Source organism: Mucilaginibacter sp. OK098 (assembly GCF_900142915.1).
Lineage (GTDB): Bacteria > Bacteroidota > Bacteroidia > Sphingobacteriales > Sphingobacteriaceae > Mucilaginibacter.
This window is the reverse complement of sequence record NZ_FRCM01000003.1, coordinates 642,348-668,606: the sequence shown is the minus strand read 5'-3', so window position 1 is coordinate 668,606 and position 26,259 is coordinate 642,348. Positions and strand designations below refer to the sequence as shown.

At 39.8% G+C, this 26,259-nt stretch carries 18 protein-coding genes; 8 read left to right on the top strand and 10 right to left on the bottom strand.

The genetic code is table 11. The annotated features are described in order from the left end of the window. Positions 1-224: 224 nt before the first annotated feature. The 4 genes from BUE31_RS13050 to BUE31_RS13040 form a co-directional block, all read right to left on the bottom strand. Entirely contained in the window at positions 225-1,613 is a 1,389-nt protein-coding gene (locus BUE31_RS13050) for a DNA/RNA non-specific endonuclease (RefSeq protein WP_073404075.1), read from the bottom strand. A 426-nt stretch (positions 1,614-2,039) separates the two neighbouring features. Then, positions 2,040-2,453, bottom strand: coding sequence for an SRPBCC domain-containing protein (locus BUE31_RS13045; RefSeq protein ID WP_073404073.1), 414 nt, complete (start codon positions 2,451-2,453; stop codon positions 2,040-2,042). 18 nt (positions 2,454-2,471) lie between these two features. After that, the gene (locus BUE31_RS31045; protein ID WP_159440679.1) at positions 2,472-2,609 is read right to left on the bottom strand and encodes a hypothetical protein; all 138 of its coding nucleotides are present in this window, start codon (positions 2,607-2,609) and stop codon (positions 2,472-2,474) included. A 124-nt stretch (positions 2,610-2,733) separates the two neighbouring features. Further along, on the bottom strand, positions 2,734-3,951 hold the full coding sequence (locus tag BUE31_RS13040) for an autotransporter outer membrane beta-barrel domain-containing protein (protein ID WP_073404072.1): 1,218 nt from the start codon (positions 3,949-3,951) through the stop codon (positions 2,734-2,736). 1,034 nt (positions 3,952-4,985) lie between these two features. Between BUE31_RS13040 and BUE31_RS13035 the strand changes: the two genes are divergently transcribed. The 3 genes from BUE31_RS13035 to BUE31_RS13025 all read left to right on the top strand — a co-directional run bounded on the left by BUE31_RS13035 (position 4,986) and on the right by BUE31_RS13025 (position 8,170). Further along, entirely contained in the window at positions 4,986-6,623 is a 1,638-nt protein-coding gene (locus tag BUE31_RS13035; RefSeq protein ID WP_073404070.1) for a vitamin K epoxide reductase family protein, read from the top strand. A 132-nt stretch (positions 6,624-6,755) separates the two neighbouring features. Beyond that, positions 6,756-6,977 (top strand): hypothetical protein, encoded by a 222-nt coding sequence (locus tag BUE31_RS13030; protein ID WP_073404068.1) that lies wholly within the window; start codon positions 6,756-6,758, stop codon positions 6,975-6,977. A gap of 71 nt (positions 6,978-7,048) precedes the next feature. Beyond that, the gene (locus BUE31_RS13025) at positions 7,049-8,170 is read left to right on the top strand and encodes a TlpA disulfide reductase family protein (RefSeq protein ID WP_073404066.1); all 1,122 of its coding nucleotides are present in this window, start codon (positions 7,049-7,051) and stop codon (positions 8,168-8,170) included. A gap of 276 nt (positions 8,171-8,446) precedes the next feature. On the opposite strand, the gene BUE31_RS13020 is transcribed toward BUE31_RS13025, so the two are convergent. Together BUE31_RS13020 and BUE31_RS13015 are read right to left on the bottom strand one after the other, a co-directional pair. Beyond that, the gene (locus BUE31_RS13020; RefSeq protein WP_073404064.1) at positions 8,447-9,472 is read right to left on the bottom strand and encodes a lanthionine synthetase LanC family protein; all 1,026 of its coding nucleotides are present in this window, start codon (positions 9,470-9,472) and stop codon (positions 8,447-8,449) included. Continuing rightward, complete coding sequence (locus BUE31_RS13015; protein WP_073404062.1) at positions 9,454-11,163, bottom strand: galactosyltransferase-related protein; 1,710 nt, start codon at positions 11,161-11,163, stop codon at positions 9,454-9,456. The genes BUE31_RS13020 and BUE31_RS13015 overlap by 19 nt, the downstream gene beginning before the upstream one ends. 54 nt (positions 11,164-11,217) lie before the next feature. Here BUE31_RS13015 and BUE31_RS13010 point away from each other — a divergent pair, with 54 nt between their 5' ends. The 3 genes from BUE31_RS13010 (at position 11,218) to BUE31_RS13000 (ending at position 12,253) form a co-directional block, all read left to right on the top strand. After that, the gene (locus tag BUE31_RS13010; protein ID WP_073404060.1) at positions 11,218-11,448 is read left to right on the top strand and encodes a hypothetical protein; all 231 of its coding nucleotides are present in this window, start codon (positions 11,218-11,220) and stop codon (positions 11,446-11,448) included. Positions 11,449-11,510: 62 nt separating this feature from the next. Next, positions 11,511-11,690, top strand: coding sequence for a hypothetical protein (locus tag BUE31_RS13005; protein ID WP_073404058.1), 180 nt, complete (start codon positions 11,511-11,513; stop codon positions 11,688-11,690). A 161-nt stretch (positions 11,691-11,851) separates the two neighbouring features. Continuing rightward, complete coding sequence (locus BUE31_RS13000; RefSeq protein WP_143167106.1) at positions 11,852-12,253, top strand: hypothetical protein; 402 nt, start codon at positions 11,852-11,854, stop codon at positions 12,251-12,253. 602 nt (positions 12,254-12,855) lie between these two features. On the opposite strand, the gene recQ is transcribed toward BUE31_RS13000, so the two are convergent. Beyond that, the gene (gene recQ, locus BUE31_RS12995; protein ID WP_073404054.1) at positions 12,856-15,009 is read right to left on the bottom strand and encodes a DNA helicase RecQ; all 2,154 of its coding nucleotides are present in this window, start codon (positions 15,007-15,009) and stop codon (positions 12,856-12,858) included. Positions 15,010-15,172: 163 nt separating this feature from the next. On the opposite strand from recQ, the gene BUE31_RS12990 reads away from it, so the two are divergent. Then, complete coding sequence (locus BUE31_RS12990; protein WP_073404052.1) at positions 15,173-17,728, top strand: M14 family metallopeptidase; 2,556 nt, start codon at positions 15,173-15,175, stop codon at positions 17,726-17,728. Positions 17,729-17,826: 98 nt separating this feature from the next. Here BUE31_RS12990 and BUE31_RS12985 read toward each other — a convergent pair whose 3' ends face one another. The 3 genes from BUE31_RS12985 to BUE31_RS12975 form a co-directional block, all read right to left on the bottom strand. Further along, a complete protein-coding gene (locus tag BUE31_RS12985) occupies positions 17,827-20,280 on the bottom strand; it encodes an outer membrane beta-barrel family protein (protein WP_073404050.1) in 2,454 nt (817 codons plus the stop codon). 476 nt (positions 20,281-20,756) lie between these two features. Beyond that, complete coding sequence (locus BUE31_RS12980; RefSeq protein ID WP_073404048.1) at positions 20,757-22,412, bottom strand: PspC domain-containing protein; 1,656 nt, start codon at positions 22,410-22,412, stop codon at positions 20,757-20,759. Positions 22,413-22,435: 23 nt separating this feature from the next. Beyond that, positions 22,436-22,768, bottom strand: coding sequence for a PadR family transcriptional regulator (locus tag BUE31_RS12975; protein ID WP_073404046.1), 333 nt, complete (start codon positions 22,766-22,768; stop codon positions 22,436-22,438). 184 nt (positions 22,769-22,952) lie between these two features. Here BUE31_RS12975 and BUE31_RS12970 point away from each other — a divergent pair, with 184 nt between their 5' ends. Continuing rightward, on the top strand, positions 22,953-26,222 hold the full coding sequence (locus BUE31_RS12970; RefSeq protein WP_083619819.1) for a SusC/RagA family TonB-linked outer membrane protein: 3,270 nt from the start codon (positions 22,953-22,955) through the stop codon (positions 26,220-26,222). Positions 26,223-26,259 lie beyond the last annotated feature (37 nt).

Genomic DNA, 26,259 nt, shown 5'->3' with positions numbered 1-26,259 from the left:
TCCTACTAGCAACGAAAAAGGTCACCTAAGAGAAAAACCCAAAAAGGGGATCTCTTACTCTTTATGCTATTCCTTAAGGATCACTTGCTCCTTTTCAAGAGCTGTCTTAAACATGATGCCATTTTGTTGAACAAAGGCCTCCGCACCCCCCCCCCCCGCAAATACATAAAACCAAAAACGCCAGGCCCCAAGCCCGGCGTTTAAATCATACTTTTATTTATTACCTATATCGCTCCGGCATCAATTTTTGTTTCAAGCGCTGTTCTTACTGCGGCAGGAAGATTGGTTAATAAGCTATAGCCTGTAGCTGTTTCAATAGCTTGCACTGTGGTTATATACTGTGTCCAATCGGTGCTGATGGTATTGATGTTTGGGGTGTTTACGGCAATTACCCTTGTTGATGAGGTAATGCGGCTCAGGTCGTTATTGCCATTGGGGATTACAACAATTACTTTCCAGATATTTGAAGGCACCACCACGTTGCCGCTGTTTATTGTTGTTGCAGACCCTGCAGATCCGGTGCCGCCCGAGCCATAGCTGCCCATTATAACATAAATTTCGTTACCGGCGTTTACCAGGCTGCGGCCATATTCTTCCAGATTAGCCCAGGTTTGCTCATTGTTTCGTGGAGCCTGCGGGATCATATTATCCATCAAAAAAGTAGCCTCGTTGGCTGCCGTGGTTGATGTACGGTCGCCGCTTGGGCAATTGTGGCCCCTGTCAAAACCCGAACCAGAATAGCTGGTTGCCTGTACCTCGTACCAACCGGAAGGCAGGTTGATATCAGCCCTGAAATCATTGGCCCGGCTTTGTGAACCTAAGGTAGTGCTGCCAACATACCAGCTCACCCAGTTTGGTTCTCCTTTATCCCGGTTATAGCTCTCGGTATAATAGGTTTGGTCAATAAGGTAGTTATCGGCATTTACAATGTTGCTGGTTGCGCCGCTTGGGTTACCCAGCAATAGGTTTGTATTATCGCCCGTTGAGCCGCCCCCGGTTCCACCACCGCCGGAACCACTGTTATAACTGTTAATTGTAAATTCATCAATATTAATGCGGTTTGTGCCCCCGGTAGTTTTCCTTAACTGAAAACGTAACGCCCCAGCCTGGTTTACGGTAAAGGTTGCGGTTGCAAGGCTTGTGCTGCTTGCGGTTATGGATGTTGTACCCACCTGTGCGTAGCTGCCCCCGCCATCGGAAGAAACCCAGAGCTGGAAAGCAGATGAGCCATCGGAGCCATAAACTGCATAACTAAGGGTTACCGTTGATGCACCGCTGCTAACGTCGAAATTCATTCCCAATGTGCCCGTATTGCGAATGCGGACAGACTTACTGCCAGTCTTAGCGTCGGAACTGCTTGTGCCAACCAGGGCATCGTTAAGATCCCATGATCCGCTGGTAAAAGTTACATTGCCGTCGGCATAGCCTGTTTTGGAGGCAGATTCAAAGCCTTCGTCAAAAGTTTGCGTTATTGCTAAGCTCTTGGTTATTTCTCCCGCTGAGGTCTGACCGGATGCCTGGCTGTTAAAAGCCGGGGCAACAGCTGATTTTTGACAGGCGGACAAGAAAAATGCAGCTGTGAATAAGGTGAATAGTAACTGTTTGATTTTCATAAATGTAATTTATAAGTTAGATAACAAGTTTAAGTTAAATGCTATTAACGTACAGTTAAATTTATGTTTTATTTTGATGTATTTAGTGCTGATTGTGATAAGCGCCCTGTGTTAAGTCAACAGTCCAAAGTCGTTAGTCTTAAGTCAAAAAAGACAAAAATTCGACTTCCGGCTAAAGAAATAACACCGGGCAATCTGAACCTAATTTTTTAACTGAGCTGCTGTGCAAAAAACAAGGCATCCTCACACTCGCTGTTTGGATGCCTTAACCTAAACCTTATCACAATAGGCAGGAAGAATCCCCGCCATATGAAGTAACTAAGATACAAAATAAAGCCATGTTGTGCAACATTCTTGTTACAATTATTTAACATTAAATTCTCCGAAAATCACTTTGCCAGGATTAGAAACATTCCTGATCGCGTATCAATTAGTTTCAGCTATTTTTTTGAGCGATTCCAGGATTGGCATAAGGGTTCCCGGTGCAAAAGCATTGGGCCTGTTGTCTTCCTGGATAAGTTCAAGCCTGGTTTGCCCTTCGTCCTTTGTTAAAACATAACTCGTTATACAATAATTTTCCATCTTGTCTTCAAGGTTGGGTGCTGGTGTAAACAAATTATATCTTATCAATTCGTTAGTTCGCATTTCTAAAACGGTTCCCCACTGCTCTAATGCTTTCCCCCCTCCCTCAGTTCTGAATTTTATTTCACTGCCCGTTTTCCAATCCGTTGTTACCACCCGCCCGTATTGCCAAAGCTTTATAAGTTCGGGGTTTGTTAGGGTCTCAAAAACTTTTTGAGTTGATGCATTAATGATAATAGATGAAATATTTGTTGCCATAATAGGTAATTTATTGTCTTAATAATCTACCGGGCTCATAATCTTCGCCTCGCTGTCGGCCAGCTGTGCCTCATGAGTAATCTTAAAATCCGGTAGTCTTTTTCCTGGTTCTTCTATATAGTCGCGTACGGTTAGTTCAAACTTCTTTTGGGTCATTTGCTCTACGTAGTCTTCGCCGGCGATGCTGTGAATGTAAAGAGATTTTTATTGAGCCCGCTGCTCATATTGTTTCTCATTCGCTGCTTTAAAGCATTTTGCCTAGTATTCAAATTTAGCTCTATTAATTATTTGTGCCAGCTGTTAGTTTTGTAAGCGCTTTTTCTAATGCTGCTATACGTGCATCCTGTTGCTCACTCTTTTTCTGTTGATCTGTTAGCTGTTTATCCTTTTCAATAAGATATAGGGTCAACTCTTCAATCTTTTTAGTCTGTAACTTAGCCATTTCACCTAAGTTAACGCCATTTTTAACAACCTCTTTTTCTGATGGCATCTCTGGTAGATGTTGATTTTTGACGATGTAGGTTTTTACTTCGGTTAATGAAGGGAGATGATATTTCGGTTTGAATACATAATCAGACCAACCGTTCATGTCAACATTTACTTGTTTGGAATGAATAGTACCGTTTACATCTAATTTATTTTGAGGATTTGTTGTCCCAATACCTACATTGCCGTTATATAACCAGGTCATTGCTTGTTGATCGGGGACATTACTAATGTTGGACGCTCCATTCAAAAACAAATCTAATTGGGAGCCCCATACACCTGCTCCGCCATGGCCAATTCTAAATTCAGCACTTTCATTGTAAGAATAATTGGATGTCCCATTTCTGGAAAGTTTAAGAATACTTTTGTTAGGCGCGGTAACACCGCCAGGCTTACTATCTGTTAATTCCCAAATATGCAGGTTTGATGTGGGGCCGGTTGTTCCAATACCAACGTTACCTCCAAAAGGGTTAAAAATAAGAGAATTGGATGAGTTTGTTCCACTATTAAAAGCTTGTATGAAAGGATTATCAGATGACACATAACCTATGCCCAGAACAACAGGAGGGTTTGCTGTATTAAATCTTGCTGTTAGCGTTGATCCTATATTAGTTATACCCGTTGTTACCCCTCCACCTTGAACGTTTAACGGAGCTGTTGGGTTGGATATACCGATGCCAAAATTACCATTTGTAGTTAACCTTGCCACAGGTAATGAATTAATATAAAACGCCAGATCGTGATTGGTTTGAGTACCTACTACACCTGTATTATAAGAATTGGATGTTGATAAAAATGTTTTTATAGTTCCATTTGTGGAAATTATATCATTGTTTGAGTTAATAGCTCCATTTACATCAAGCTTAAATCCCGGTGTGGTTGTACCAATACCCACATTATAGCCAAGGTTTGCTGGAAGAGGGACAATGTTGGTGCTAGACGTTGTCCATTGCGCTTTACAGGTTATTGAAATTGCTAAAAAAGTGAAGGTTGTGATTAAAAAAGTTTTCATGTTAATGATGAGCTTTTAAGTTATTAATGAGGTTAGATATGTCAAATTTGAGTATAGATGGAGCAATAGCATGTTGCTATTGTTATATTACTGGAGAGTGTTTGTTTCACGATAAGGTTATTGTAAATATTGCTTCTAATGGCTACTGCAATTATACAAGAAAATGCAGCTTTCAAATGTGATTATATTATTAAAAAAGATGTTACTACTACTTTCCAAGGGATTGCAACGAGCAACACTAAATATCTGTGAGCCGTCCTATGAGCAACGAACAAGGTCTTTGAAGGGAAAGCGCCACTGCGCGACTTCAAAGAATGCTTCACAAAGGCCTGGCGTTGTTTTTGAACCTATTAGACTGTGCTAAGGGAATATCAAAAGCCATGACAGGGCTGAAGCCTTTTTCGTCGGGTGTATGCGAGTAAAATATAGATGAGCGCTTGGATTTGAATTTGTTGAGCGCCGTAAGTTTCGCCTGGTTGCAAACCAAGTGAGAGCGCAGCATAAGAGAAACTGATTCAAATACAGAGAAAGCGAGTGTGAGTTGACGACTTTGTGCTCACAAACAGCATGACAGGCTGCTTACGTAGTTAGACTTAGCTGAGCATGGATTGGTTCATGTTATTCGGGATTTTATAACGCTATAACCAACATCGCCTTCTATAAATTTATTAATAATGCGCAAACGTTTGTTAACACTTAACACTATCATAAATTTAAGTTTTGTGCAGTTTTATCATCAACAGATATGCACAGCCATAAAATTGTTTCGATTGCGCCGCTCAGCACAATGAAACCCTATGATGTGGAAAAACTATCCCCACAAGCCCCATTTGATTACTATTAAATATTTAACTATCAGATAATCATAACGCAAACGTTTGTGTGGCTTTAATTTTAAAAATACAATCAAATTTGCTCATGTTTGATAAGCAGTATAACTAAACCATTAGTATTGCATTGACCTAATATCTGTAAAAAACTTCAAGACGCACTTTATTGTCCCAAGTAGTATAATCACCTAAATCATAGAATTTATGAAGATTCGCCCTCTGTTTAATAACAAAGAAAATTGCATTAAAGCAGCCAGCAAATTACTTTTGACATTAAATGTAACCGTTACCACTACTACCTTAGAAAATGATTTATATAACCATCCGGATTATCCAAGCTTATTAAGTATAAGCGATGTTCTTGCAGGATATGGCGTTGAGAACATCTCGATAAAAAGCACTGTTGATAAACTTGCTGAAATGCCTATGCCTTGCATTGTCCCTATAAAAGGGGAATCAAATAGTAATTTATTTACGGTTATCAGATCGATAAAAGATCATACAGTTAGCTACTACCATCCTGAAAAATATAAATGGGAAAATATTGGAATAGAAGATTTTGAAAAAAACTGGCCCTCAGGTATTGTATTGCTGGCCGGGGCTGAAGATGCCAGGGGAGAAAAAGATTTTATTAGTAAACGCCGCGAAGAAAAGCAGGTGAACATTGCTAAATATACCACTTGGTTAGCCTTGCCTGTATTTGTTATCCTTGCCTGTGTACTGGCTTTTGCAAAGTATGGTGCATCGGAGGGTTTTCCAATAATTTTCACGATGCTTACTTTATTTGGCTGTATAATGGGCGGCCTGTTACTTTGGTATGAGCTGGATGAGTACAACCCTATACTGCAGCAAATATGCAGCGCAGGGAAAAAAGTAAACTGTGGAGCGATCCTTAACTCAAAAGCTTCCAAAATAGCAGGCATTAGCTGGAGCGCTATTGGATTTACTTACTTTGCCGGAGGGTTATTTACCTTACTGTTTGAAGGAATAACAAATGCCGGCGCTTTGTTTATTTTGGCCTGGTTTAACGTATTGGCTATCCCGTATGTCTTTTTTTCTGTTTATTACCAATGGCACATAGCTAAACAATGGTGCGTATTGTGTTTGTGCGTGCAGGGGGTACTTGTGTTACAACTGGTTACTGCGCTTACGGCCCAATGGCATACCTCAATGCCAGTTAACCAGGCATTTAGCACCGAAATAATTATACCTGTTCTGTTTGCCTATACCATTCCATTTATTATGGTGAGCCTGTTATTGCCGGCATATCGTTCTGCAAAAGAAAGCAAGCGCAATAAAACTGAACTGCAACGCCTTAAACATAACCCACAGATATTTGAAGCGTTACTGGCAAAGCAAAAGCGGGTAACGGAAAACACTGCCGGGTTAGGTATTATACTAGGCAACCCGAATGCAACCCATAAAATAATAAAGGTTTGCAACCCTTATTGCGGGCCTTGCGCCAAAGCGCATACACCTATGGAAGAGCTGCTGCACAGCAACCCCGATGTACAAATACAAATTCTGTTTACCGCAACCAATAATGAAGGTGACACAAAGGCCCCACCGGTTAAACATTTGCTGGCTATAGCTGAAGGCGGTGAAACCATAACCCGACAGGCACTGGACGACTGGTATTTAGCCGACAAGAAAGACTATGAGATCTTTGCTTCCAAACACCCTATGAACGGTGAATTAAAACAGCAGGACGATAAAGTAAATGCCATGATGGAGTGGTGCGATAAAACACAGATAGATTTTACGCCTACGTTTTTTATAAACGGACATCAATTACCCGAAATATACAGTGTGAGCGACTTGAAATATTTTCTTTCTGTTTAAACTATAGAAAAGAAATTTATAGATATACCTGCAGTTATTGGTTGCAAACGATAGCTAATGGGTTGGGCCTTAATGCTTCCCGGGCTTTAAATAGGGGCGCAATAAATTTTTTATAAACCAAAATCTAGAAAAATGAAAAAGCTGAAATTAAAAGCAATGGAACTCGGTACTACCGAAGTGCTAACAAGGGCCCAATTGAAAAATGTATTGGGTGGCGTTCAAGCGCTATCTACCAACCCAGGCTGTCTCCACCGGGATTGGCTTTGCAGCCCGGTTACTGAAGAAACCGACTGCTGTGGAAGCGGAAGGTGTTTATATAATGGCAATGCTCAAACCGGGTACGTGTGTATGTAAGTTATTAAATAAATATTTAATGTAGGGATAATGGAAATGTATCCCTACATTTTTTAGAAAGAAGGAGCCTTATGAAAAAGAATCTTATACACATAACTTTACTTTTATTTGCTGGTAATGTATTTTCTCAAGCGCCTGACAGTGCCTTTAAAATAAAAGGCCATATTGCTAATCTGGATAAAGGAACAATATATTTTAACTATTTCTACAACAAATCAATTGTTGATAGTAGTAAAATTGTTAACGGCAATTTCGAATTTTCCGGTAAAATAGCTTACCCTGTTATTGGTTACTTAAAATTGTCCAATAATTTAGCAATTGATCACACATCACAATACATATTTTTAGAACCCACCTTGATTAATGTAGCGTTAACTGATAAGCCACTTTCAACTGTAAAGGTTCAAGGTTCAAAAACACATGATGAATTGATGGCGTGGAAGAATGCCGACAATGATTTAAAGCAAATATTTTCTCGTGTTTTAAACTATACACCAGATAAGAAAGATACTATTAACCTAAAAAACTATGAGGATAGCTTAGTGCTTTATAATAAACAGAAACATCTTGTTGAATATGATTTTTTTAAAAGCCACCCCAAGTCATATGTTACTCCCTACCTATTGGCTATACACTATCACTATTATACAGTGGAAGAGCTAAACGAAATTTATAATAACATGGGCGCCATACTCCAGGCCAGCATAAATGGCAAGTACCTTTTAACTAATATAGCTAAAATAGCAGGGAATTCAGTAGGTACCATGGCAACTAATATTATAAGCAGGGATTATATTAATAATAAGGTTTTTAATTTATTATCATTAAGAGGCAAATATGTTATGATTGATTTTTGGGGATCATGGTGTCAGCCCTGCATAAAGCTTTTACCTGATTTAGTTGAAGAGAATAAAAAATATAAAAACAAAGATATTGCATTTGTGAGCATAGCTGATGATTACAATGCCAACCAAAATAAATGTAAAGAAATAGTTAGTAAACTGGGTATGAATTGGGTGAATTTATGGAGCAGCCAGGATAAAAAGGACATCAATGGTATAACAACGGTGTATAATGTAGGCGTATTTCCAACATTTATCCTTATTGATCCCAATGGTAAAGTTATAGCAAGAGAAGATGGTGAATATGGATATTTTAAATGTAAAGCACTATTATTTGAAAAATGTAAGTAAACTCAAGTGCCTGCTCATCAATCCAATTCAAACCGAATTCAATTTTTTCAATCAATAGGTTATCCCGGAATCAAAACCCTTACGGGTTTCTATAATACCTTCTCCACAGATCAACATCCGCTCATTGCCCCATTACACTTTCGTGGCTCAGATTATAGATGTTCTTCAACCCCCGTAAAGCTATCATCAAAGCGGATTGGTTTAGCCGGTTTGCCAATGTCTTCCCGAAAGTGCGGATCCTTCAATAGCACAAAAGCATTTCAAGGAAATTTAACATCATAAGCCCCAGGCTTCATCCCAATCAATATCATTTATTTTTGCCGGGCCACTTATTAAATTCATCACATCAAAAATATGTGCAATGTTACTATATGTTTTACCTGGTATATCCTTGTTTAATAATCCAGCCAGCTTCTTCCGTATATAAAATTCAAAAGGTTCAATAATACCTATTGTATCAATATTTGATAAATAACGAGAGTAATAATTTGAAGCATCTTTTATTAAAGCATCGTTTTTCAAGCCAATAGCAACCATGTAGTTTGCATAAAGCAGGTGAAGCTTTTCTACACTTTTTTCAGAGTGAAAGAAATCATCCTGTTCGCAACAATTTTTAATAAATGATATAATAGAGGAGGTTACTTTTTTGCAAACTTCTATATTGATTCTGAATGGGGTCAGTTTACTAAGAAAAATGATGGATTGCGCTATTTGTGTGAGTTGATCTGGGGTAGGCACATGGTTATTACATAACCACCCGGATTCTTCATTTAGCATTACTTCGTTTATTTCGTCAGTTAATAACACCAAACATTCCTGGTTGCAAATGGTCCTGTAACGGTTTGTGGTTGGATTTTGTGCCAACAGTCTTCTATAGAAATACATTGCCTTACCTAAGGTGCCATTTGCAATTGATAGATCAGGCGACTTTTCATATACAACAGCTTTGTATATTTCATCGTCCAGGTCTTCTAAAATGTCATCGGTATTGGCATCTATGTATTTATTTTGTACCAACCATTCAACGGCCCAGCCAATCCCGGCTATGCCGGCAGCAAAATGCAGTTTCTGTACATCAGCCATATTTTCGCTCAGCTCATCCAATAATTCATGCGCCTTTGTTTTATAAGCTGGGTTATCACAAGCCGCAGATAATATAAAATAAGCCATGCAAAGGCCAGTTTTTCCCCGGTACAAGCTGAAATTGTCTCCGCATTTTAACTCAAAAGCCTCCAGTTTTTCTTTTATTTCAACTGATAGCTCCATGTTAAATTCTTGAGTATCTAATTTTTCCAATGCCATGTTTCTACATAATTTAGCAACTCATACTTCTCCATATCACATATTTTTAAATACTCGCTCATCATAACGCACCGTTCGTTAATTGATTGATAGGAACTGTTAAGTCCCCGTTCATGCAGTAAATGATAAAGATCGCCCCTCACCCTTTTTACTTTATATCCTAATACTTCCATTCGTTTAACCCGCTCAATATCGTCTGGTCCCCATGATGTCAAGTTTTCATTTTCCATTCCCGCTTCTGAGTAGTGTTCTTTGTTCATAAACATTACACCCCCATACGAACGTTTTACCCCTATTGCCAATTTATTTTGATTAGACCGCAAAAATTCCGCATCCTGTATTTTAATGAACATTGCTTTTAACAACCTGTCTACATTTGCGATGCTCCCTGCATAAGGCGAAACCATGGAGGCTTTATTTTCTCTTAATAGTCCAACTGATTCAATTACCTGCGTTACGGGAACAATCATATCTGTATCGTAAAGTGCAATAAATTTGGTTGATGCTCTTCGTATTAATTGGTTATTATACTTTGTACGATGAAGCTTTTTGTTGTTATCATAAACAAAATAATATTGCACCTCTTCCGGTAACTTTTTGATGTTAATTTTGGAGGATGAATCAATTTCCGTTATTAAAACAGAAGTGTTAAAATGGATTGTTAAGTAATTGGTAATAGCATAAACATTTTCTAAACGATCTTCAGAATCGATTCTTACAGGAATCAAGAAAGAAACATCACTTAAATCAATCCTTTTATCCTTTTGAGAATGGCAGTATTTCTTAATTATATCTTTTAATAAATAGCCACAAGTATTTTCACTAATTTCATTCAAGTCGTCATAATATGGCGAATAGTTTACATAATTCCCTTTACGAAAGATCTGCTTGTCTTCTTTAGCTATAGAACCTGTATAGTGTAATATTTTACGTGATCCCAAATGCTCCATAGTGCTATCAGCCCAGCAAAAGTCCAATTCCGGATGTATTTCAAATTGTTTGCCCAATAGCAGCGCATTCCACCACAAAGCCCACATATCAGCACACCAAGCTTGAATTTTCAATCCTTTATTGTCATTAAATGCTTGATTAGCGTTATGATTTTCTAGCAATTGAAAAAGTTGCTCAGCGTCTTTTTCAATTTTTTTCCAAAATTCAGCAGTGGTTTTTTTTAACAGGTACTGAGCCCCGCCGGCGTTTTTGTCATTTATTTCAACCATTGATTTGTTTATACCAATAATCCGGCACATTTCATTTAATATTTCTGCACCAGCCGTATCTTTGATATAATTTAAATCAAGGTATGAGCGGGTATCGGAGGCATACCAAACGTCGTTATGCATAAGCAAATCGAAATCAGGTAATTGGTTAAAGACTATATCCGAATCATGATAAAAAATCACTTCTTCTTTCAGTTCCGGATGTGTCTCAAAATGCCTGGCAATAATATGCGGACGAATAGAGGAGAGATATTGAGGATTAACCCTTTCATCCGGATAAATAAAGATTTGTGCCAAGCTGTTTTCTTTAATCCATTGCTCAAATTCCGAACTTAACCCTTTTTTGGGGTTATATCCAATTAGTATGTGTATAGATTCAGATTTAATACCAAGCGAGTGAAAATTAAATAATTGCAGTTGTAACTGCCAGAGAAAATAATAGTCATCGGGTTGGGCTGATAAATAAATCATTTTTCTAAAATAATTATTTTTATAGGTATTAATAGATATCGATATTGAAATAAGATGCTTGAAGAAATAAACATAATAGAATTTTCTGAAAGATTTGCATCGGGTAATGATCGCAGAAAATATCTTTCAGAAGATGGTGCTCATAAATTGATTATGCTGTATCTCAAAGCTATTAATATATTTTATAGCTGCCGCAAAGTAATGCTGAATTTGTCGTCAACCTGTGGAGAAACTCCACAGGTTGATAAAAGTTCAAGGTTTATTAAAGAGTTGATAATAAGATAATTAATGTATTGTATCTTTTCTGGCATCATTATGCTTACCTCCTTATAACAAATTGAAAAACTATGAAAAAGATAATCAGCATGATTGCTTTAGCAGCAATCTCTTTCGGAAGTGTATATGCTATTCCGCATCCTGTTAAATCAACAATGCAGACAGATACCACCAAGAAAAAGAAAACCAAACCAATGAAAAAGGATTCAACAGGCAAGAAGAAAGATTCAACGCTTGTAAAACAGAACTAATTATCTGTTTCATAAAGAGGCCGCCTTGGCCGCCTTATAATTTACATAAGGCGGCCTCTTTATGCATTATAAAATGCGGGAATGCAATAAGGTAACCGGGGTACAATTCTTCCCGGTTAATTACGTTCATACATACGCCTTCAATTCAGTAACTTTATTCAATGAAACCATTAATTTTAATCCCCGCGTTTATAATGCTGCTGGCATTTAGCTGTTCGGCACAAAAAAAAATTGCCGCTAAGGATGCGGCTATACATACCGGCGAAAGTGTAATGATCTGCGATAAGGTTTACAGCACCGAAGTGGTTTCTGGCTCAAATACAACGCTGTTATACCTTGGCAGTGAAACCGGGGAATATTTAACGGTAGTGGTTAAAGGACCCGAAAATCCAAAATTTAAATGGCACCCTGAAACTGATTTTAAAGGTAGGGCTGTTTGTGTAACCGGCAAGGTGGTTGATTATAAAGGTAAGTCGGCAATATATGTTACAGAACCCGCTCAACTAAAGTTAGATATGGTTGATAATGCGGTTCATCCGGCTTTAAAAGTGCAGCGCCAATAATTTGAACTGAATGCACGTTTTTTAAATGATAGGTGCATGCTGCAGGTTAGCTGTTATTAAGTTAAGAGGTCCCGTTTTAGAAATAAGTCGTAGGTGCAAAACGTCTGTAGAAAAAGGGTAACACAAATGTAATTCTCCCCCCAAAGCATGGTAGCCCCCTCTAAATCTCCCCCGGTAGGCTACCGTGTACCCACATCTTTTATTTCAATTAATTATAAAGAAAGGCTGCTCCGTTAGGAGCAAAATATTGGTAGAAAAATAGAAAAACAATCAATTTTCGCTCCATAGGTGCGAAACCTATTGAACTATCTTACCACGGATTTTCGTTAACCAGCCAAAAGGCGGAATAGGTGTTGTACCTCCGGCACAAAAAATATTTCTTGGCATTTTTCTACCAATATTGAACCCCGCATGGGTTTTATAAAAACTTGTGGGTACACGGTAGCCTAGCGGGGAGGATTATTCACGGTTGTTTGTTTTTTATGGGCGTTCATGAAGGCGTTGCCGTTTAGGTGGGGCTATTGGGTGTTGCCCTGTGGCTTGTTATAGCCAGCGTTCCCTTAACTTTAGCAGCAGCATAACACACACCGCCAAAAAGATCTTTAAATGTCCCCGTTCTTCCGCATCCAGGCTACAACTGCTTTGATCTCGCCATAACTATAGTTATCCCCCAAAACCTCTTTTATAGGCGCCAGTTTTTCGGCCCCGTAGCTTTCAACTATATCTTTAATGGCGGGGATCTTTTCCTGTTTTACCAGCTCGGTCACCTCCATTTCGCCTTTATATATGTAAAAGCTTAAATGGCCTTCAATAGTGGTTGGCGCTAACCCGCGCTGCGTGGCGATCTCGCTGATAGGTTTCCCAGCCCGGTATAAGGTAAAACTTTCCTTTGCCGTATCTGATGATCTGTTGCTTCCCGTTTTAGCTTTGCGTTCACGCTTGGGCACTTTGTTTTTTATTTTGGATGACAGTCCATTTTTTGCGCTGTAATCCTTAATCGGAAGCAAAAACTCCCTGCCATAACGGGCCAGTTTTATATCACCAAAACCGGAGATCAGCCGCAACTCATCCAGGCTTTGGGGCAGGTAGGTGGCCATTTCCTGCAGGCTGGCGTCAGACAGGATAATATACGGAGGCACATTTTCATGTTGCGCAATATCCCGCCTTATGCTTCTCAACTCGTTTAGCAAGGCAGCTTCAAATGGAAGGGCCTCTATTGCGGGTTGATGTTCTTCAATAGTTTGCGATGCAACCAGCTCAACCTTTTCCAGTCCTTTTAGTACCGCTTCGCTTTTTGGCGTGAGCTTTAAAACCGGGTACATATCGTCAGTTACCTGTAAATAACCCATGGCGGTTAGCTCACGCAGGTAACGCTGCCATTCCGGTTTACTGATATCGGCGCCTATGCCATAGGTTTTAAGTTGCTTATGCTCTTCGCGGATCTTTTCGCTTCGCGATCCTCTTAAAAAATCAACCACGTAAGCACCGCCAAAACGTTCTTTAAGCCGGGATACTGCCGATAGCGCTTTCTGAGCAATCAGCGTTGCATCAAATTTGGTGAACTCAGTTAAACAAAAATCGCATGAGCCGCAATTTGCTGGAAAATCTTCGTCAAAATATTTGAGTAAAAATTGCCGGCGACAGGCATGCAGTTGGCAGTAATTCACCATGTCATCCAGCTTTTTAAGCATGATGCGGCTTTGATCCGGGTTATCCTCAACCATGGCAAACTGTTTCAGTTTTATTGCGTCGCCCGGCGAGAAGAGCAGCATAGCGTCTGACGGTAACCCATCCCTGCCTGCACGGCCCGTTTCCTGGTAATAGCCTTCAATATTTTTTGGCAGATCCATATGCACCACGTAGCGCACGTTCGATTTATTGATGCCCATGCCAAAGGCTATGGTAGCAACAATTATCCGTACGTCATCTCGCAAAAAAGCTTCCTGCGTACGGGCCTTAACGTCATTTTGTAAACCGGCATGATAAGCTTCCGCTAAAAAGCCTTCTTCCTTCAAGTCGGCGGCCAGGCTCTCGGTTGATTTCCGCGACAGGCAATAAATAATGCCTGAATCCTCTTTCCGTTCATCCAAAAAAGTAAGCAACTGGTTAAAACTGTTTCTTTTTGGGATAACGCGGTATGTAATATTCTCACGGTTAAATGAGGAGATAAATACCTCCGGATCCTTAAGGTTCAGCTTTTCAAGGATATCTTTTTTGGTAAGTTTATCGGCTGTGGCGGTAAGCGCAATAACCGGCACAGTTGGAAATTCAGTCTTCAGACCGGCAAGCATCAAATACTCGGGCCTGAAATCATGCCCCCAGTGCGAAATGCAATGCGCCTCGTCTATAGCAATAAGTGCAACAGGCAGAGATTTTAAAAAGTCCATCAGCTTGCTTTCTTTCCCAAACAAACGCTCAGGGGCAAGGTACAGCAGCTTTATCTGGTTGTTTTTTAGCCGGGTGCTTATTTCTATTTGTTCCTGTGTAGATTGGCTTGAATTAATAAACGCCGCCGGGATGCCGTTAACATTCAGGGCATCAACCTGGTCCTTCATCAATGCAATAAGCGGCGAGATCACAATGGTTAAACCATCCAGCAGTACAGCAGGCAGCTGGTAACATAGAGATTTACCACCACCTGTAGGCATTAGCGTAAGCACATCCTTCTTATCTAAAATATGCTGGATAATTGTTTCCTGCTGATGCCTGAACGCGCTGTATCCAAAATATTTTTGCAGTGCCTGTATGGGTGTCATTATGATTTGATTTTGTCCGGGGCCTTGATTTTTTTCGAATTTAAGAATTTTCAATTGTTTTTGCTAAAATTTTTAGGAAAATGAAATTCTGCCCCTTCTTTAACTAGCATAGTTCCAGTTCAAACAAATTAATTTTATATTAGCCTTTACTTAATCCACATCCATGATAAAAAAGCTACTCCTGTCATTTATAATATTAGGTTCTTTCTGTACTGCCTTTGCGCAGGGAATCCAATCGCCTGAAAAGTTTTTAGGTTATAAATTAGGGGAGCAATTTACCCCACATTATAAAATTGTAGAATATTTTAAATACATAGCCCAGGCGTCGAAAAATGTAAAGCTGGTTCAGTACGGCTCAACTAACGAAGGCCGGCCTCTTTTAGCCATGTTCATTGCATCAGACGAGAACATAGGCCGGCTTGAAGAGATCCGTCAGAACAATTTGAAGCTTGCCGGATTAAATATAGGTGCAGCAGGTAGTGGCAATAACAATAGCTTGAAAACGGCTGCTATTAATGCAACTGCACCTTCCTCAAACCAACCCGTGATCTGCTGGTTAAGCTACAACGTACATGGAAATGAGCCTGCATCCTCGGAGGCTTCCATGTGGACTTTGTATGATATAGTTGATCTGGCAAACACACGCACACAACCCTGGTTAAAAAACACGGTAGTGGTTATTGACCCCTGCTTAAACCCTGATGGACGCGATCGTTATGTGAATTTTTATAATTCGGTTAAAGGCGATAAGCCCGATGCCAACCCGTTTGCCCGCGAACATGCCGAACCATGGCCGGGAGGCAGGATAAACCATTATTATTTCGATTTGAACCGCGATTGGGCATGGCAAACGCAAAAAGAAACACAGGCCCGCCTGGCATTATTTAATCAATGGCTGCCCGAGGTACATGTTGATTACCACGAGCAGGGCTATAATTCACCTTACTACTTTGCCCCGGCAGCCGAACCCTTTCACAAGGTGATTACCTCATGGCAGCGCGAAATGCAAACAATCATCGGTAAAAACAATGCAAAATATTTTGATCAGAATGGCTGGTTGTATTTTACCAAACAGGAATTTGATCTTTTATATCCATCATATGGCGATACTTACCCTATCTACAATGGCTCAATAGGGATGACGTATGAACAAGGCGGAATAAGCGCTGGGCTTGCCGTACTTACCCGTAGTGGCGATACATTAACGCTGGTACAAAGGGTTGCACATCATCATTCAACCAGTTTAAGCACCATTGAATCGGCATCGGCATATTCATTAAAGCTTTTGGATGAGTTTAAAAGGTTTTATGATAACAGCAGAGCCAATCCTCCCGGCGAATACAAAACATACGTTATTGAAAATGATAACGTAGATAAGGTAAATGCACTGGCCAAACTCCTCGACAGGAATGGCATTCAATATGGCTTCGGCTTAAAAAATAATGTTACCGGGTATAATTATACTACCAACAAAACCGAACAGTACACCATTGGCCCCAATGATTTGGTGATAAATGCCTACCAGTCAAAGTCAGTATTATTAAATGTATTGCTCGAGCCCAAAACCTTTGTGGCCGACTCAAACACTTATGACATAACAGCATGGTCGCTCCCTTATGTTTACGGCTTAAAGGCTTACGCTTTAAAAGAATCGTTAAAACCGGCTGCTGCAACATTCGGCGCTTCAAAACCGCAGGTGCTGGTTAACACGCATGCTTATGCTTATGTATCAACCTGGCAATCGGTTAATGATGTAAAGTTTTTGGCAACGCTGCTAAAAAGCGGGATTAAAGTACGTTATTCCGAACGGCCTTTCCAGGCAGCCGGCAAAAAGTTTGCAGCCGGGTCGTTACTGGTAACCAGAGCAGGGAATGACCGTGGCGATTTTGATGAAACCGTTGCCCGCATAGCTACAGATCTTAACCAGGATCTTACCCCCCTAACATCAGGCTTTGTTGAAAAGGGATATGATTTAGGGTCGGATGTTATAAAGTATATCCGCCAGCCCCGGGTTATGCTTGCAGCAGGTGATGATGTAAACTCAGAAGCGATGGGCGAAGTATGGCACTTTTTTGAACAACAGATAGGCTACCCCATTACACTGGTAAGGTACAAGGACCTGAGCAGGGCCAGGCTTGCCGACTTTGATGTTGCCATATTTCCTGACGGTGAGTATGATGGTTTTCCATCCGATAAACTGATAAGCTGGATCCACGATGGCGGTAAGCTGATAGCTATCCAGAATGCGGTAGCGCAATTGGTTGATAAAAAAGGATTTTTGATAAAGAAAAAAGAGGAAAAGAAAGAGGATAAGGCCGACATAAAAAGTAAGGACTTGCCTATATTATTATATGATTCCCGCGACCGCGACGCCCTGCGCTCAAGCGTACCGGGCGCTATTTATAAATTGAACCTTGATAACACGCACCCGCTCGGTTTTGGCTTGCCTAATTACTATTACTCTATAAAGTTGAGCGATGATATTTATGATTTTTTGGGTGATGAGGGCTGGAATGTGGGTACGGTTAAAAAGGACGGGCTTGTATCAGGCTTTGTAGGGCAAAAAAGTAAAGAGAAAATTAAAGATGGCCTGCTGCTTGGTGTCCAGTCAATGGGCCGTGGCTCTGTAATATACATGGTTGATGATCCTATATTCCGCAGCTTCTGGGAAAACGGTAAGCTATTATTAAGCAATGCTGTATTTATGGTAGGGCAGTAGGGGAAAGTTGGCCGTGGGCAGTTGCCAGTTTGCAGTGTCATACTCACTGCAAACTGCTTGCTTTTTTAAACTGTCCACTGCTTACTGCCAACTTTCTACTAATTTCCCTTCACCCTTCCTTTTTCGTCATCGGCGCCGCTTTGGTGCTGGCGTACCTTTATTTTATTGTTACCAAAGTTGTAAGTAAATGTTAAACGGGTAATCCGGCTTTCATTTTTTTGTTTGATGTCCAGGTTATTGCTTTGGTAATAGCTGGTAACATCATTACGGCGGGTATTGAAGATATCGCTCATTGAAAGTTTGATATTTGCCTTTTTGTTGGCAAATGAATGACTGATACCCGCATCTGTTGCATATTGTGGTTTGATGTTGAAAATGCCGTAAGTCATTGCTGAATTGTAATAGTTTGACAGTTCAGCTTTCCAGCCTTTGGCTATCATAAAAGTTTGTGTGGTCCGGATTTGATAGGCAGCTTTGCCATTATCAAGTTTACCTCCTAAAAGTGTATCCGTTTTAAACTTCAGGTAAAACCCGGTAACGTTAACATTGCCTTCCCACCATTTGGCTATGGTATAAGGTGCGTACAGGTTTACATTATAGTTGTTCTGGCTTTGTAAATTTAAATTTGTTTGGTAAGTGGCCTTGCTTTTTGGGTCAGTTAACAAGATCTGGGTTATTGCGCCTGATGTATGGCTATAGCCCAATGTTAATGTAATTGATTTATTATAAGTGTAATTAAACTCAAAGTTATTAGTGTATTGCGGATTTAAGAAAGGGTTACCTTTTTGATAAGTATATTGGTCAAGGTAATATACAAATGGGTTAAGGTCATCATATCCCGGCCTGTCAATACGGCGGCTGTAAGATAATCCCATTTCATTTTTATCATTAAGGGTTTGATTTATAAAAACACTGGGGAAAAGATCAAAATAATGGCGTTTAACAACCCGATTGTTAGTGATCGAATTACCAATTGAGCTGGTGTACTCTCCCCTTAGCCCTGTCTGTATTGAAAAGTTTTTATAATTCTGGCTCAGGTTTGCATAAACGGCATCAACTTTTTCGGTATAAACAAACCTGTTTGTAAGCGTGGTATCATTTATAAAACTGCCGTTTACCTGTTTCTGTGCCTGTAAATTATTGTCGGTTTTTACATCGCTCAGTTTAAAGCCGGTTTCCAGCTTAAGTATTTTATTAATAGGATAAGTGTAATCAACTTTAGCGGTACGGATAGTAATAACCGATGGCGTTTGATTGCGTAAAAATACAGGCGGCGCCATTGTGCTGCCATCAGGTAAATAAAAATAGGTATCGTAATGAGCGGCTGAGTTGTTTTTAAATTTCGAATAATCCAAATCAACGGCAAGTTCCTGGCCGGCTGTATCTATCTTATACCGGTCATTAAGGTTAAGGGCAATGTTATTATAGGTTTGGTTAATTTGCGACGTTGTGGTTTGGTAGGAATTTACAACATTTGGCTGTGTGCTTATGTATGTCTTATTAGCATTATCGTCCTGTTCCTTATTAAAGTATCCATTCACTAAAAAGCCAATAGTGTTTTTGCTGCTGATGTCATAATCGGCGCCTAAGCGATAACTGTTATTATGGTTATCATTCGGAATTGACGAGAACTGGTTAAAATAGGTTTTGGCCCCTGTGCTGTCAGTAACAATTCTTTTAATATTCAGGGTGTGTTCACGTTTACGGTCATCATGACTAAATGAGCCAAACACATTTAAATTACCTTCTTTATGATTCAATGTTAAAGTGCCGTTATCCTTAAAAGTAGAACCATAACCTGCTCCAAGTGTTACGCTGCCGTTGGTACCGCTTTGCTTGTTCTTTTTAAGCTTGATATTTATAATACCTGAATTACCCGCTGCATCGTATTTGGCAGAAGGATTGGTAATGATCTCGATAGACTGAATAGTAGTTCCATCGGTCGACCGAAGCAACGTAGCCAGCTGGGTTGAAGTAAGATAAGTAAGCTTATCATTTATCATTACTGTAACACCTTGTTTTCCTTTTATGCTGATGTTATCATCCTTATCAACAGAAACACCGGGTGCGCGTTCCAGTATTTCAAGAGCGGTATTACCTGCTGCAATTACACTGTTTTCAACGTTCATCACGGTGCGGTCAATCTTATGTTCAATCAGCGGTTTTGACGCTGTTATGGTAACTGCATTTAAAGCATGACTGGCCTGTTGCATTTTTAACCCTGGTACAGTAACAATTGAGCCATCAGTTACGCTAAAAGGTTTGCTGGCAGTTTTTTCATATCCTACAACGCTAGCCTTAATAATATAGGTACCGGTGTTTATATGATCAAAGGCGTAAGTGCCGGCATCATTGCTCAATGTACCTTTAACTACTGATGAGTCGGCGGCATTAAGAAGGGATACCGTTGCGTAATCCATTGGTTTACCTTTTTCATCAAGCAGCGCGCCTGTGATTTTGGCTGATGATTTTGACGGTTGCGCATATCCCAGGGATATCCCTGCAATGGCAAACAGTATTATGGTTAATATTTTTATGGCGATGGGTCTCATGGTTTGTTAATTTTAAGGCAATAACTTGCCCATTAAAGAATGTTGTTCTTTTTAAAAATTTGTTTGTTAAGTTTTTGAATTCCCCGGTTATTTACCAGGCAGTGGCTGATGTATTAGAATGTATATTTTATTTGCTTCATATGTTTTAGTTGTTGTAAGGCAATAAAACTCCCATAAGGATTTTTGACCTATTTTAATTGGCAGCTTATTTGGGCCGCCGGTTAGTGCTTTAAATTTGTTTTAGTTATTTGTAAGATGCAAAAAGAGGGTGCAAGGTTACAGCTAAACCTGATTTTTTGGTCAATGGGCGGATTTCATCGGTAAGCAGCCAATTTTTATCGGTCAACGGTTTTAGTTCGCAGTTTTCAGCAGGCAGAAAAAAAATTGGCAGTTTTCAGAAAACAGTTTGCAGATATAATTCTCCAATAACTGCCTGCCGCAAACTGCCAATTGCCAATTGCTAACTTTTTTACTGCCTACTGCGCGCTATCTTTCTTAACACTGTCTTTTCTAACACTATCCTTTTTAGCTGTAACAATGGTATCAACTTTACATTGTAGCCCGTTGTCAGTCATGTTAAAAATTGAAGAAGTAGCTTTATTGTCCGTTTTGTTTAAATTACGGCAATCATATAAATTAACGTCCTGTAAATAATTGTCAAGCTTTTGGTCAATTATAACTTTAGCGTTTAAAGGCAATTTTAAGGTTAGCACCACCTCTTCGGCGTGCCATAACGCATTTGGCCTTTTACGCAGGGTATAATCAAACTTTAAAACGGTGTCCTGCTGTGCAAATATATAAGAGGTGTTGCGGGCGTTAAATAAAGCTGCTTCATAGTTGCCGCCGTTAGCCCTGAACGATTCTTCAAGCACTGGATGATTAACATCGCTTTTTTCAATATATAAGGTAACGCTGCGTGGCTCGCTATGAAAGCCATTGTAATTTTCATCGGTAACTACCATGTTGCGGAAATGGTTTTTAATATCAAGCCGTACGCTGTCATCGTGCGAAAAATATTTTATATCGTTCAGTTTCAGGTAATAGGTGTTGTTTTTTGTAAGCTTTAAATTAACGGTCTCGGTAAAGCTGGCCTGCTCCCTGAAACCCGAAGCAATCTTAGTGGCATAAAATATAAGCATACCCAATGAGCATAGCCACAATACTAATAAAACAGTACCTGTTGATCTGCCAATGCTGCCTACATTAAATATCCCTTTAATGGTTGCCAGTATAATGGTTATAAGGGGTATTAAAGCGGTAAGGAAGCCAGCTGTTAAAACGTTATCAGCAAGCTCGCTTGAAGCCATTCGGAATGGGAGTATATGGTCGCCAAATTCAGCACCAAACCCTATTGTGCCTACAAAAACCACCACCAGGAAAATAGCAGCGGCAAAAGCGGCCAGCAATATAGCTACGCCCAGCAGTTTTATAAACACCCTGCCTGCTCCGTTAAAAAAGATCCCCAGGTGATGAAAAAAATCGCCCACAAAGTCGCGTGCCTTATATACAAATGGCCTGGCCTCATGGCCAAAATTTGAAAGGTTTTGGCGAACAGAACTTAATTCATCTTCCAAATTCTTTTTAAAGCCCTGAAGATTTTGTTTTTCGCCTTTCATGGCCATTTTATCGGCGCGGCTCACTGCTTTGGGCACAACAATCCATAATATAATGTATAGCAAAAAACCGGTACCGCCTACCGGTGTAAATAATGCAAAGGCAAGCCTTATCCAAACAGCGTCAATATTAAAGTAATTGGCAATTCCGGAGCATACGCCTGCAACCAAATGATCGTCAGGGTCGCGGAATAGCCTGCGGCCTTCAGTATTATAAGCATTAGTTGTAGTGTGACTATTGTTTTCACCTTCGGCGCTTTCAAAGTCAGCAACGCTTCCCATTTGTTCAACAATGCTGTTAACATCCTGTTCAACAATAACCTGCTTGTTTTCTTTTTCAAGGGCCTCGCTAAACATTTCGGCAATGCGGTTTTCAATATCGGTTGTTATCTCAAGGCTATCAGCCGAGTTTGAGAAATGACGTTTTACATCCGTCATGTAGTTTTTTAAGATCTCGTAGGCATCTTCCTCGATGTGAAATACGATGCCGTTTATATTTATAATGATAGTTTTGTTCATGATGATAATAATTTCAGGTTTTTTTATTTTCTGTTCCCAATAGCTGTTTGTACAGCAAATAATAGTTCCTCCCAGGTCTTATCCAGTTGCTCCAGCACACTTCTGCCTTCGTCTGATAGGATATAATACTTTCTTGGTGGCCCTGATGTTGACTCAACCCAATTGTAGGTAAGCAGGCCATTGTTTTTTAAACGGGTAAGCAAAGGATACAGAGTACCCTCAACTACAAGCAATTGGGCTTTTTTTAGCTCAGCTATTATATCTGATGCATATGTTTCGCCCTTTGCTATTATGGAAAGAATGCAATACTCCAGTATCCCTTTCCGCATTTGGGTTTGTGTGTTTTCAACAATCATACTACAAAGATATATGTTTTAAATTGTATTATGCAATACATAGTACTAAAAATATTTCATTTATACTTAAAGTGCGATTTTTTTCAAAAAAAAGCAATGTTTTTTAAGATTTCCCTTGACAATTTGATAATGTAACACTACTTTTAACATTAATTAACTATTAACTGATCTTATTATTAACGAAATGAAAAAACTTTTACTAGTAAGTTTGTGTTTCCTGATGTTATGTATAACACAGGCTTTTGCACAAAATCGAACAATTACTGGTACAGTTACTTCAAAGGATGACGGTTTGCCGCTTCCTGGGGTAAGTGTTACAGTACCTGGAACTCAAGTTGGTACTCAAACCAACGATTATGGTAAGTTTACCATCAAGGTGCCGGCATCGGCAAAATCACTAGCATTTACATTTGTAGGCTTTAAAAAAATAACCGCTACAATTGGTGCAACTGACCTTATTAATGCCTCACTTGAGGCAAACGCAAATGAGTTGAAAGAAGTTGTGGTAACCGGTGGTTACGGCATTAAACAATCAGTTCGTTCAACTTCAAATTCGGCACAGGTTGTAACGGCTACTGAATTGAACACTGTTCGCCAGCCTAACATCAACAACGCCTTAGCAGGTAAGGTTGCGGGTGTTCAGGTTCGCAGCCAGTCGGCTGCTGCATTGGGCCGTAACACTGAAGTAAGGCTTCGCGGTGCGTCAGGCTTTGGTTCAGGCTCAGGCGCACTTTACGTGGTTGACGGTACTGTGCTGCCAAACTCTGATGATGTGAATCTTGACGACATTGAAAGCGTTACTGTATTACAGGGTGCTGCTGCTGCTGCCTTATTAGGTTCGCAAGGTGCTAACGGTGCTATCATTATCACTACCAGCAAAGCTAAAAAGAACGGCGGCCTTGGTATTGATCTGAAATTAGGCGCAACCTGGGATAAAGCTTATATATTGCCACAATACCAAAATACTTATGGTGGCGGTGCGGATGCAAACTTTGAACAATATGTTTGGAAAGCAGGCGATCCTGATGCATGGAAATCTTTAAGCGGTAAATACTATCCCGATTATTCAGATGATAGCAGCTGGGGCCCTAAAATGGTTGGACAGGAATATATTCCATGGTATGCATGGTACCCTGGTACAAAATATACCGGTAAAACTGCTTCATGGACTCCACAGCCTACCAATTCAAGAGATTTCTTTCAAACAGGAGTGCTGCTTGATAACAGCATAACGTTTAACAAGGCAGGTGATGATTACAGCTTTAAATTGTCATATGGTAACGTTTATCAAAAAGGTGTTATTCCAGAGCAGAGTCTGAAAAGAAATACTTTAAACATTAACTATAACTATGATCTGAGCAAACATTTTTCATTTAGCGCAAACGTTAATTATGTTAATCAGAAAATTCATGGTCAGCTTAATGACGGGTACGGAAACCAAAGCTCTGGTTCATTTAACCAATGGTTTCACCGGGATCTTGACATGGGAATCATGAAAGAGCTTAGTGGCTTACAATATGCTCCCGGCGAATATGCAACCTGGAACCATAATGATCCCGGTACCTGGAACCCGGATAACCCCACTGCTTTTTATGGAGCAAACTATTGGTATAACTTTTATACTTATCAGAAGTTGTTAAACTATAATACCAACCGCGACCGCCTTTATGGAAATATCGCATTTACTTATAAAGTTAATAACGATTTAAGCTTCAAAGCAACATATCGTAAACAACAGGTTACCAGCTGGACAGAAAATATAATTCCTACTGAACTGGAAACCAGCGCTGTACAAACAGGTGTTTTTGGCAACTATTATACACAAAGCACTTATTCAAATCGTGAGAACTACGAGTTTTTAGCTACTTATGGCAAAACCTTTAAAGATTTTAGAATTGATGCCAACTTAGGTACTGACTCATTTAATTGGACTTACAAAGATATTTCAATACAGACTTCTACCAACTCAAATCCCTCAACTATTGCAGGTTTATTAATTCCTGACCTTTATACAGTTAACAACGGTGCTACCGCACCCAACCTTATAAACTCCAGGACATCTGAAAAATATAATGCTGTTTTAGGTCGTTTGGCTTTAAGCTGGAAAAATATGATCTTCCTCGATGGATCAGTACGTAACGATTGGTTCTCAACATTACCGCAGGCAAATAATGACGTGTTGTCAAAATCATTCGGTTTGTCATTTGTATTCAGCGACCTGCTGAAAGATAAAACGCCTTGGTTAAGCTATGGTAAACTGAGGGCCACCTATGGTCAGATCCCTAAAGCTTTAGGTACAAGCAACGAAACTTTTGGAGCTTACAGGTATCCCGGGCTTTCATATGGTGTTAATACCACTACTTATAACGGGCAATTGCTGATGAATACGCCTGACGCATATGTTGATCCTCAGATCCATGGTTCAGTTGTAACTCAAAAGGAGCTTGGCGCTGATTTTAGATTCTTAAATGACAGGATTGGATTAGGCGGTACTTATTTCTGGGGAGATGAAAGAGGGATCCCTCAAAATATCACTGTTAACGGCGCCAGCGGGTTCAATACCATATTAACCAACTTTGGTTTGGTTACCAAAAAAGGTATCGATATCCAGGCTTATGGCTACCCTGTAAGAAGCACAAACTTCTCATGGAACATTAGCTTAAGCTACGAAAACCTGTTGCAGGATAAAGTAGTTGAGGTAAGTAAAAAATATAAGGTTACGCAAGTGGTTGTATCCGGTGGTGGCAATACATTTAGTAACCTGCCGGTATTGGTTCAAAAAGAAGGAATGGCCTGGGGACAGTTATTCGGCGGCGGTATCCTTCGTAATGCTTCCGGCGTACCTATCCTGGATGATAATGGTTTCTACAAAAACAATCCTTCTGTTTATTTTGGTAGTGTATTACCTAAGCATACAGGTGGTGTTCAAAATACATTCACTTTCCTGAAAGACTGGTCACTTAACTTTAATATCGACTATCAGTTTGGTGGTAAATTTGCTTCATTGTCTGACGCATTTGGCTCATTCAGCGGGTTAACTGCGCGTACTGCTGCCTTAAATGATAAAGGGAACCCTGTTCGTGATGCTCCTGCTGATGGCGGTGGTATTCACATGGTTGGTGTTGACGCAAACGGTAAGCCGGTAAGCACGTATGTAGATGCCCAGGCGTATTATCACAATGTTTTCAACGCCAAAACTACTGATGAGTTTATCTACGATCTTAGTTTCATAAAATTACGTGAAGTTGGTTTGAGTTACCGTCTTCCTGTTAAGAAATGGGGCTTAGGCAGCGCAATAAAGAGTGCTTCAATACAGATAGATGCTCATGATCTTTGGCTGATTTATGCTAAAACAAAAGATTTTGATCCATCACAGATCAGTGCAGTACAGGGCGAATCAGGACAGTTACCAGGAACAAGAGGTTTTGGATTTAACCTGAGAGTTGGCTTCTGAGAATCTGGAGTAGTTTAAAAAAATTAAATTAGATAGA

Coding starts and splice junctions, on each gene's coding strand:
- BUE31_RS13050 (WP_073404075.1), bottom strand. CDS start 1,613: ATGAAAATCAAACAGTTACTATTCACCTTATTCACAGCTGCATTTTTC.
- BUE31_RS13045 (WP_073404073.1), bottom strand. CDS start 2,453: ATGGCAACAAATATTTCATCTATTATCATTAATGCATCAACTCAAAAA.
- BUE31_RS31045 (WP_159440679.1), bottom strand. CDS start 2,609: ATGACCCAAAAGAAGTTTGAACTAACCGTACGCGACTATATAGAAGAA.
- BUE31_RS13040 (WP_073404072.1), bottom strand. CDS start 3,951: ATGAAAACTTTTTTAATCACAACCTTCACTTTTTTAGCAATTTCAATA.
- BUE31_RS13035 (WP_073404070.1), top strand. CDS start 4,986: ATGAAGATTCGCCCTCTGTTTAATAACAAAGAAAATTGCATTAAAGCA.
- BUE31_RS13030 (WP_073404068.1), top strand. CDS start 6,756: ATGAAAAAGCTGAAATTAAAAGCAATGGAACTCGGTACTACCGAAGTG.
- BUE31_RS13025 (WP_073404066.1), top strand. CDS start 7,049: ATGAAAAAGAATCTTATACACATAACTTTACTTTTATTTGCTGGTAAT.
- BUE31_RS13020 (WP_073404064.1), bottom strand. CDS start 9,472: ATGGCATTGGAAAAATTAGATACTCAAGAATTTAACATGGAGCTATCA.
- BUE31_RS13015 (WP_073404062.1), bottom strand. CDS start 11,163: ATGATTTATTTATCAGCCCAACCCGATGACTATTATTTTCTCTGGCAG.
- BUE31_RS13010 (WP_073404060.1), top strand. CDS start 11,218: ATGCTTGAAGAAATAAACATAATAGAATTTTCTGAAAGATTTGCATCG.
- BUE31_RS13005 (WP_073404058.1), top strand. CDS start 11,511: ATGAAAAAGATAATCAGCATGATTGCTTTAGCAGCAATCTCTTTCGGA.
- BUE31_RS13000 (WP_143167106.1), top strand. CDS start 11,852: ATGAAACCATTAATTTTAATCCCCGCGTTTATAATGCTGCTGGCATTT.
- recQ (WP_073404054.1), bottom strand. CDS start 15,009: ATGACACCCATACAGGCACTGCAAAAATATTTTGGATACAGCGCGTTC.
- BUE31_RS12990 (WP_073404052.1), top strand. CDS start 15,173: ATGATAAAAAAGCTACTCCTGTCATTTATAATATTAGGTTCTTTCTGT.
- BUE31_RS12985 (WP_073404050.1), bottom strand. CDS start 20,280: ATGAGACCCATCGCCATAAAAATATTAACCATAATACTGTTTGCCATT.
- BUE31_RS12980 (WP_073404048.1), bottom strand. CDS start 22,412: ATGAACAAAACTATCATTATAAATATAAACGGCATCGTATTTCACATC.
- BUE31_RS12975 (WP_073404046.1), bottom strand. CDS start 22,768: ATGATTGTTGAAAACACACAAACCCAAATGCGGAAAGGGATACTGGAG.
- BUE31_RS12970 (WP_083619819.1), top strand. CDS start 22,953: ATGAAAAAACTTTTACTAGTAAGTTTGTGTTTCCTGATGTTATGTATA.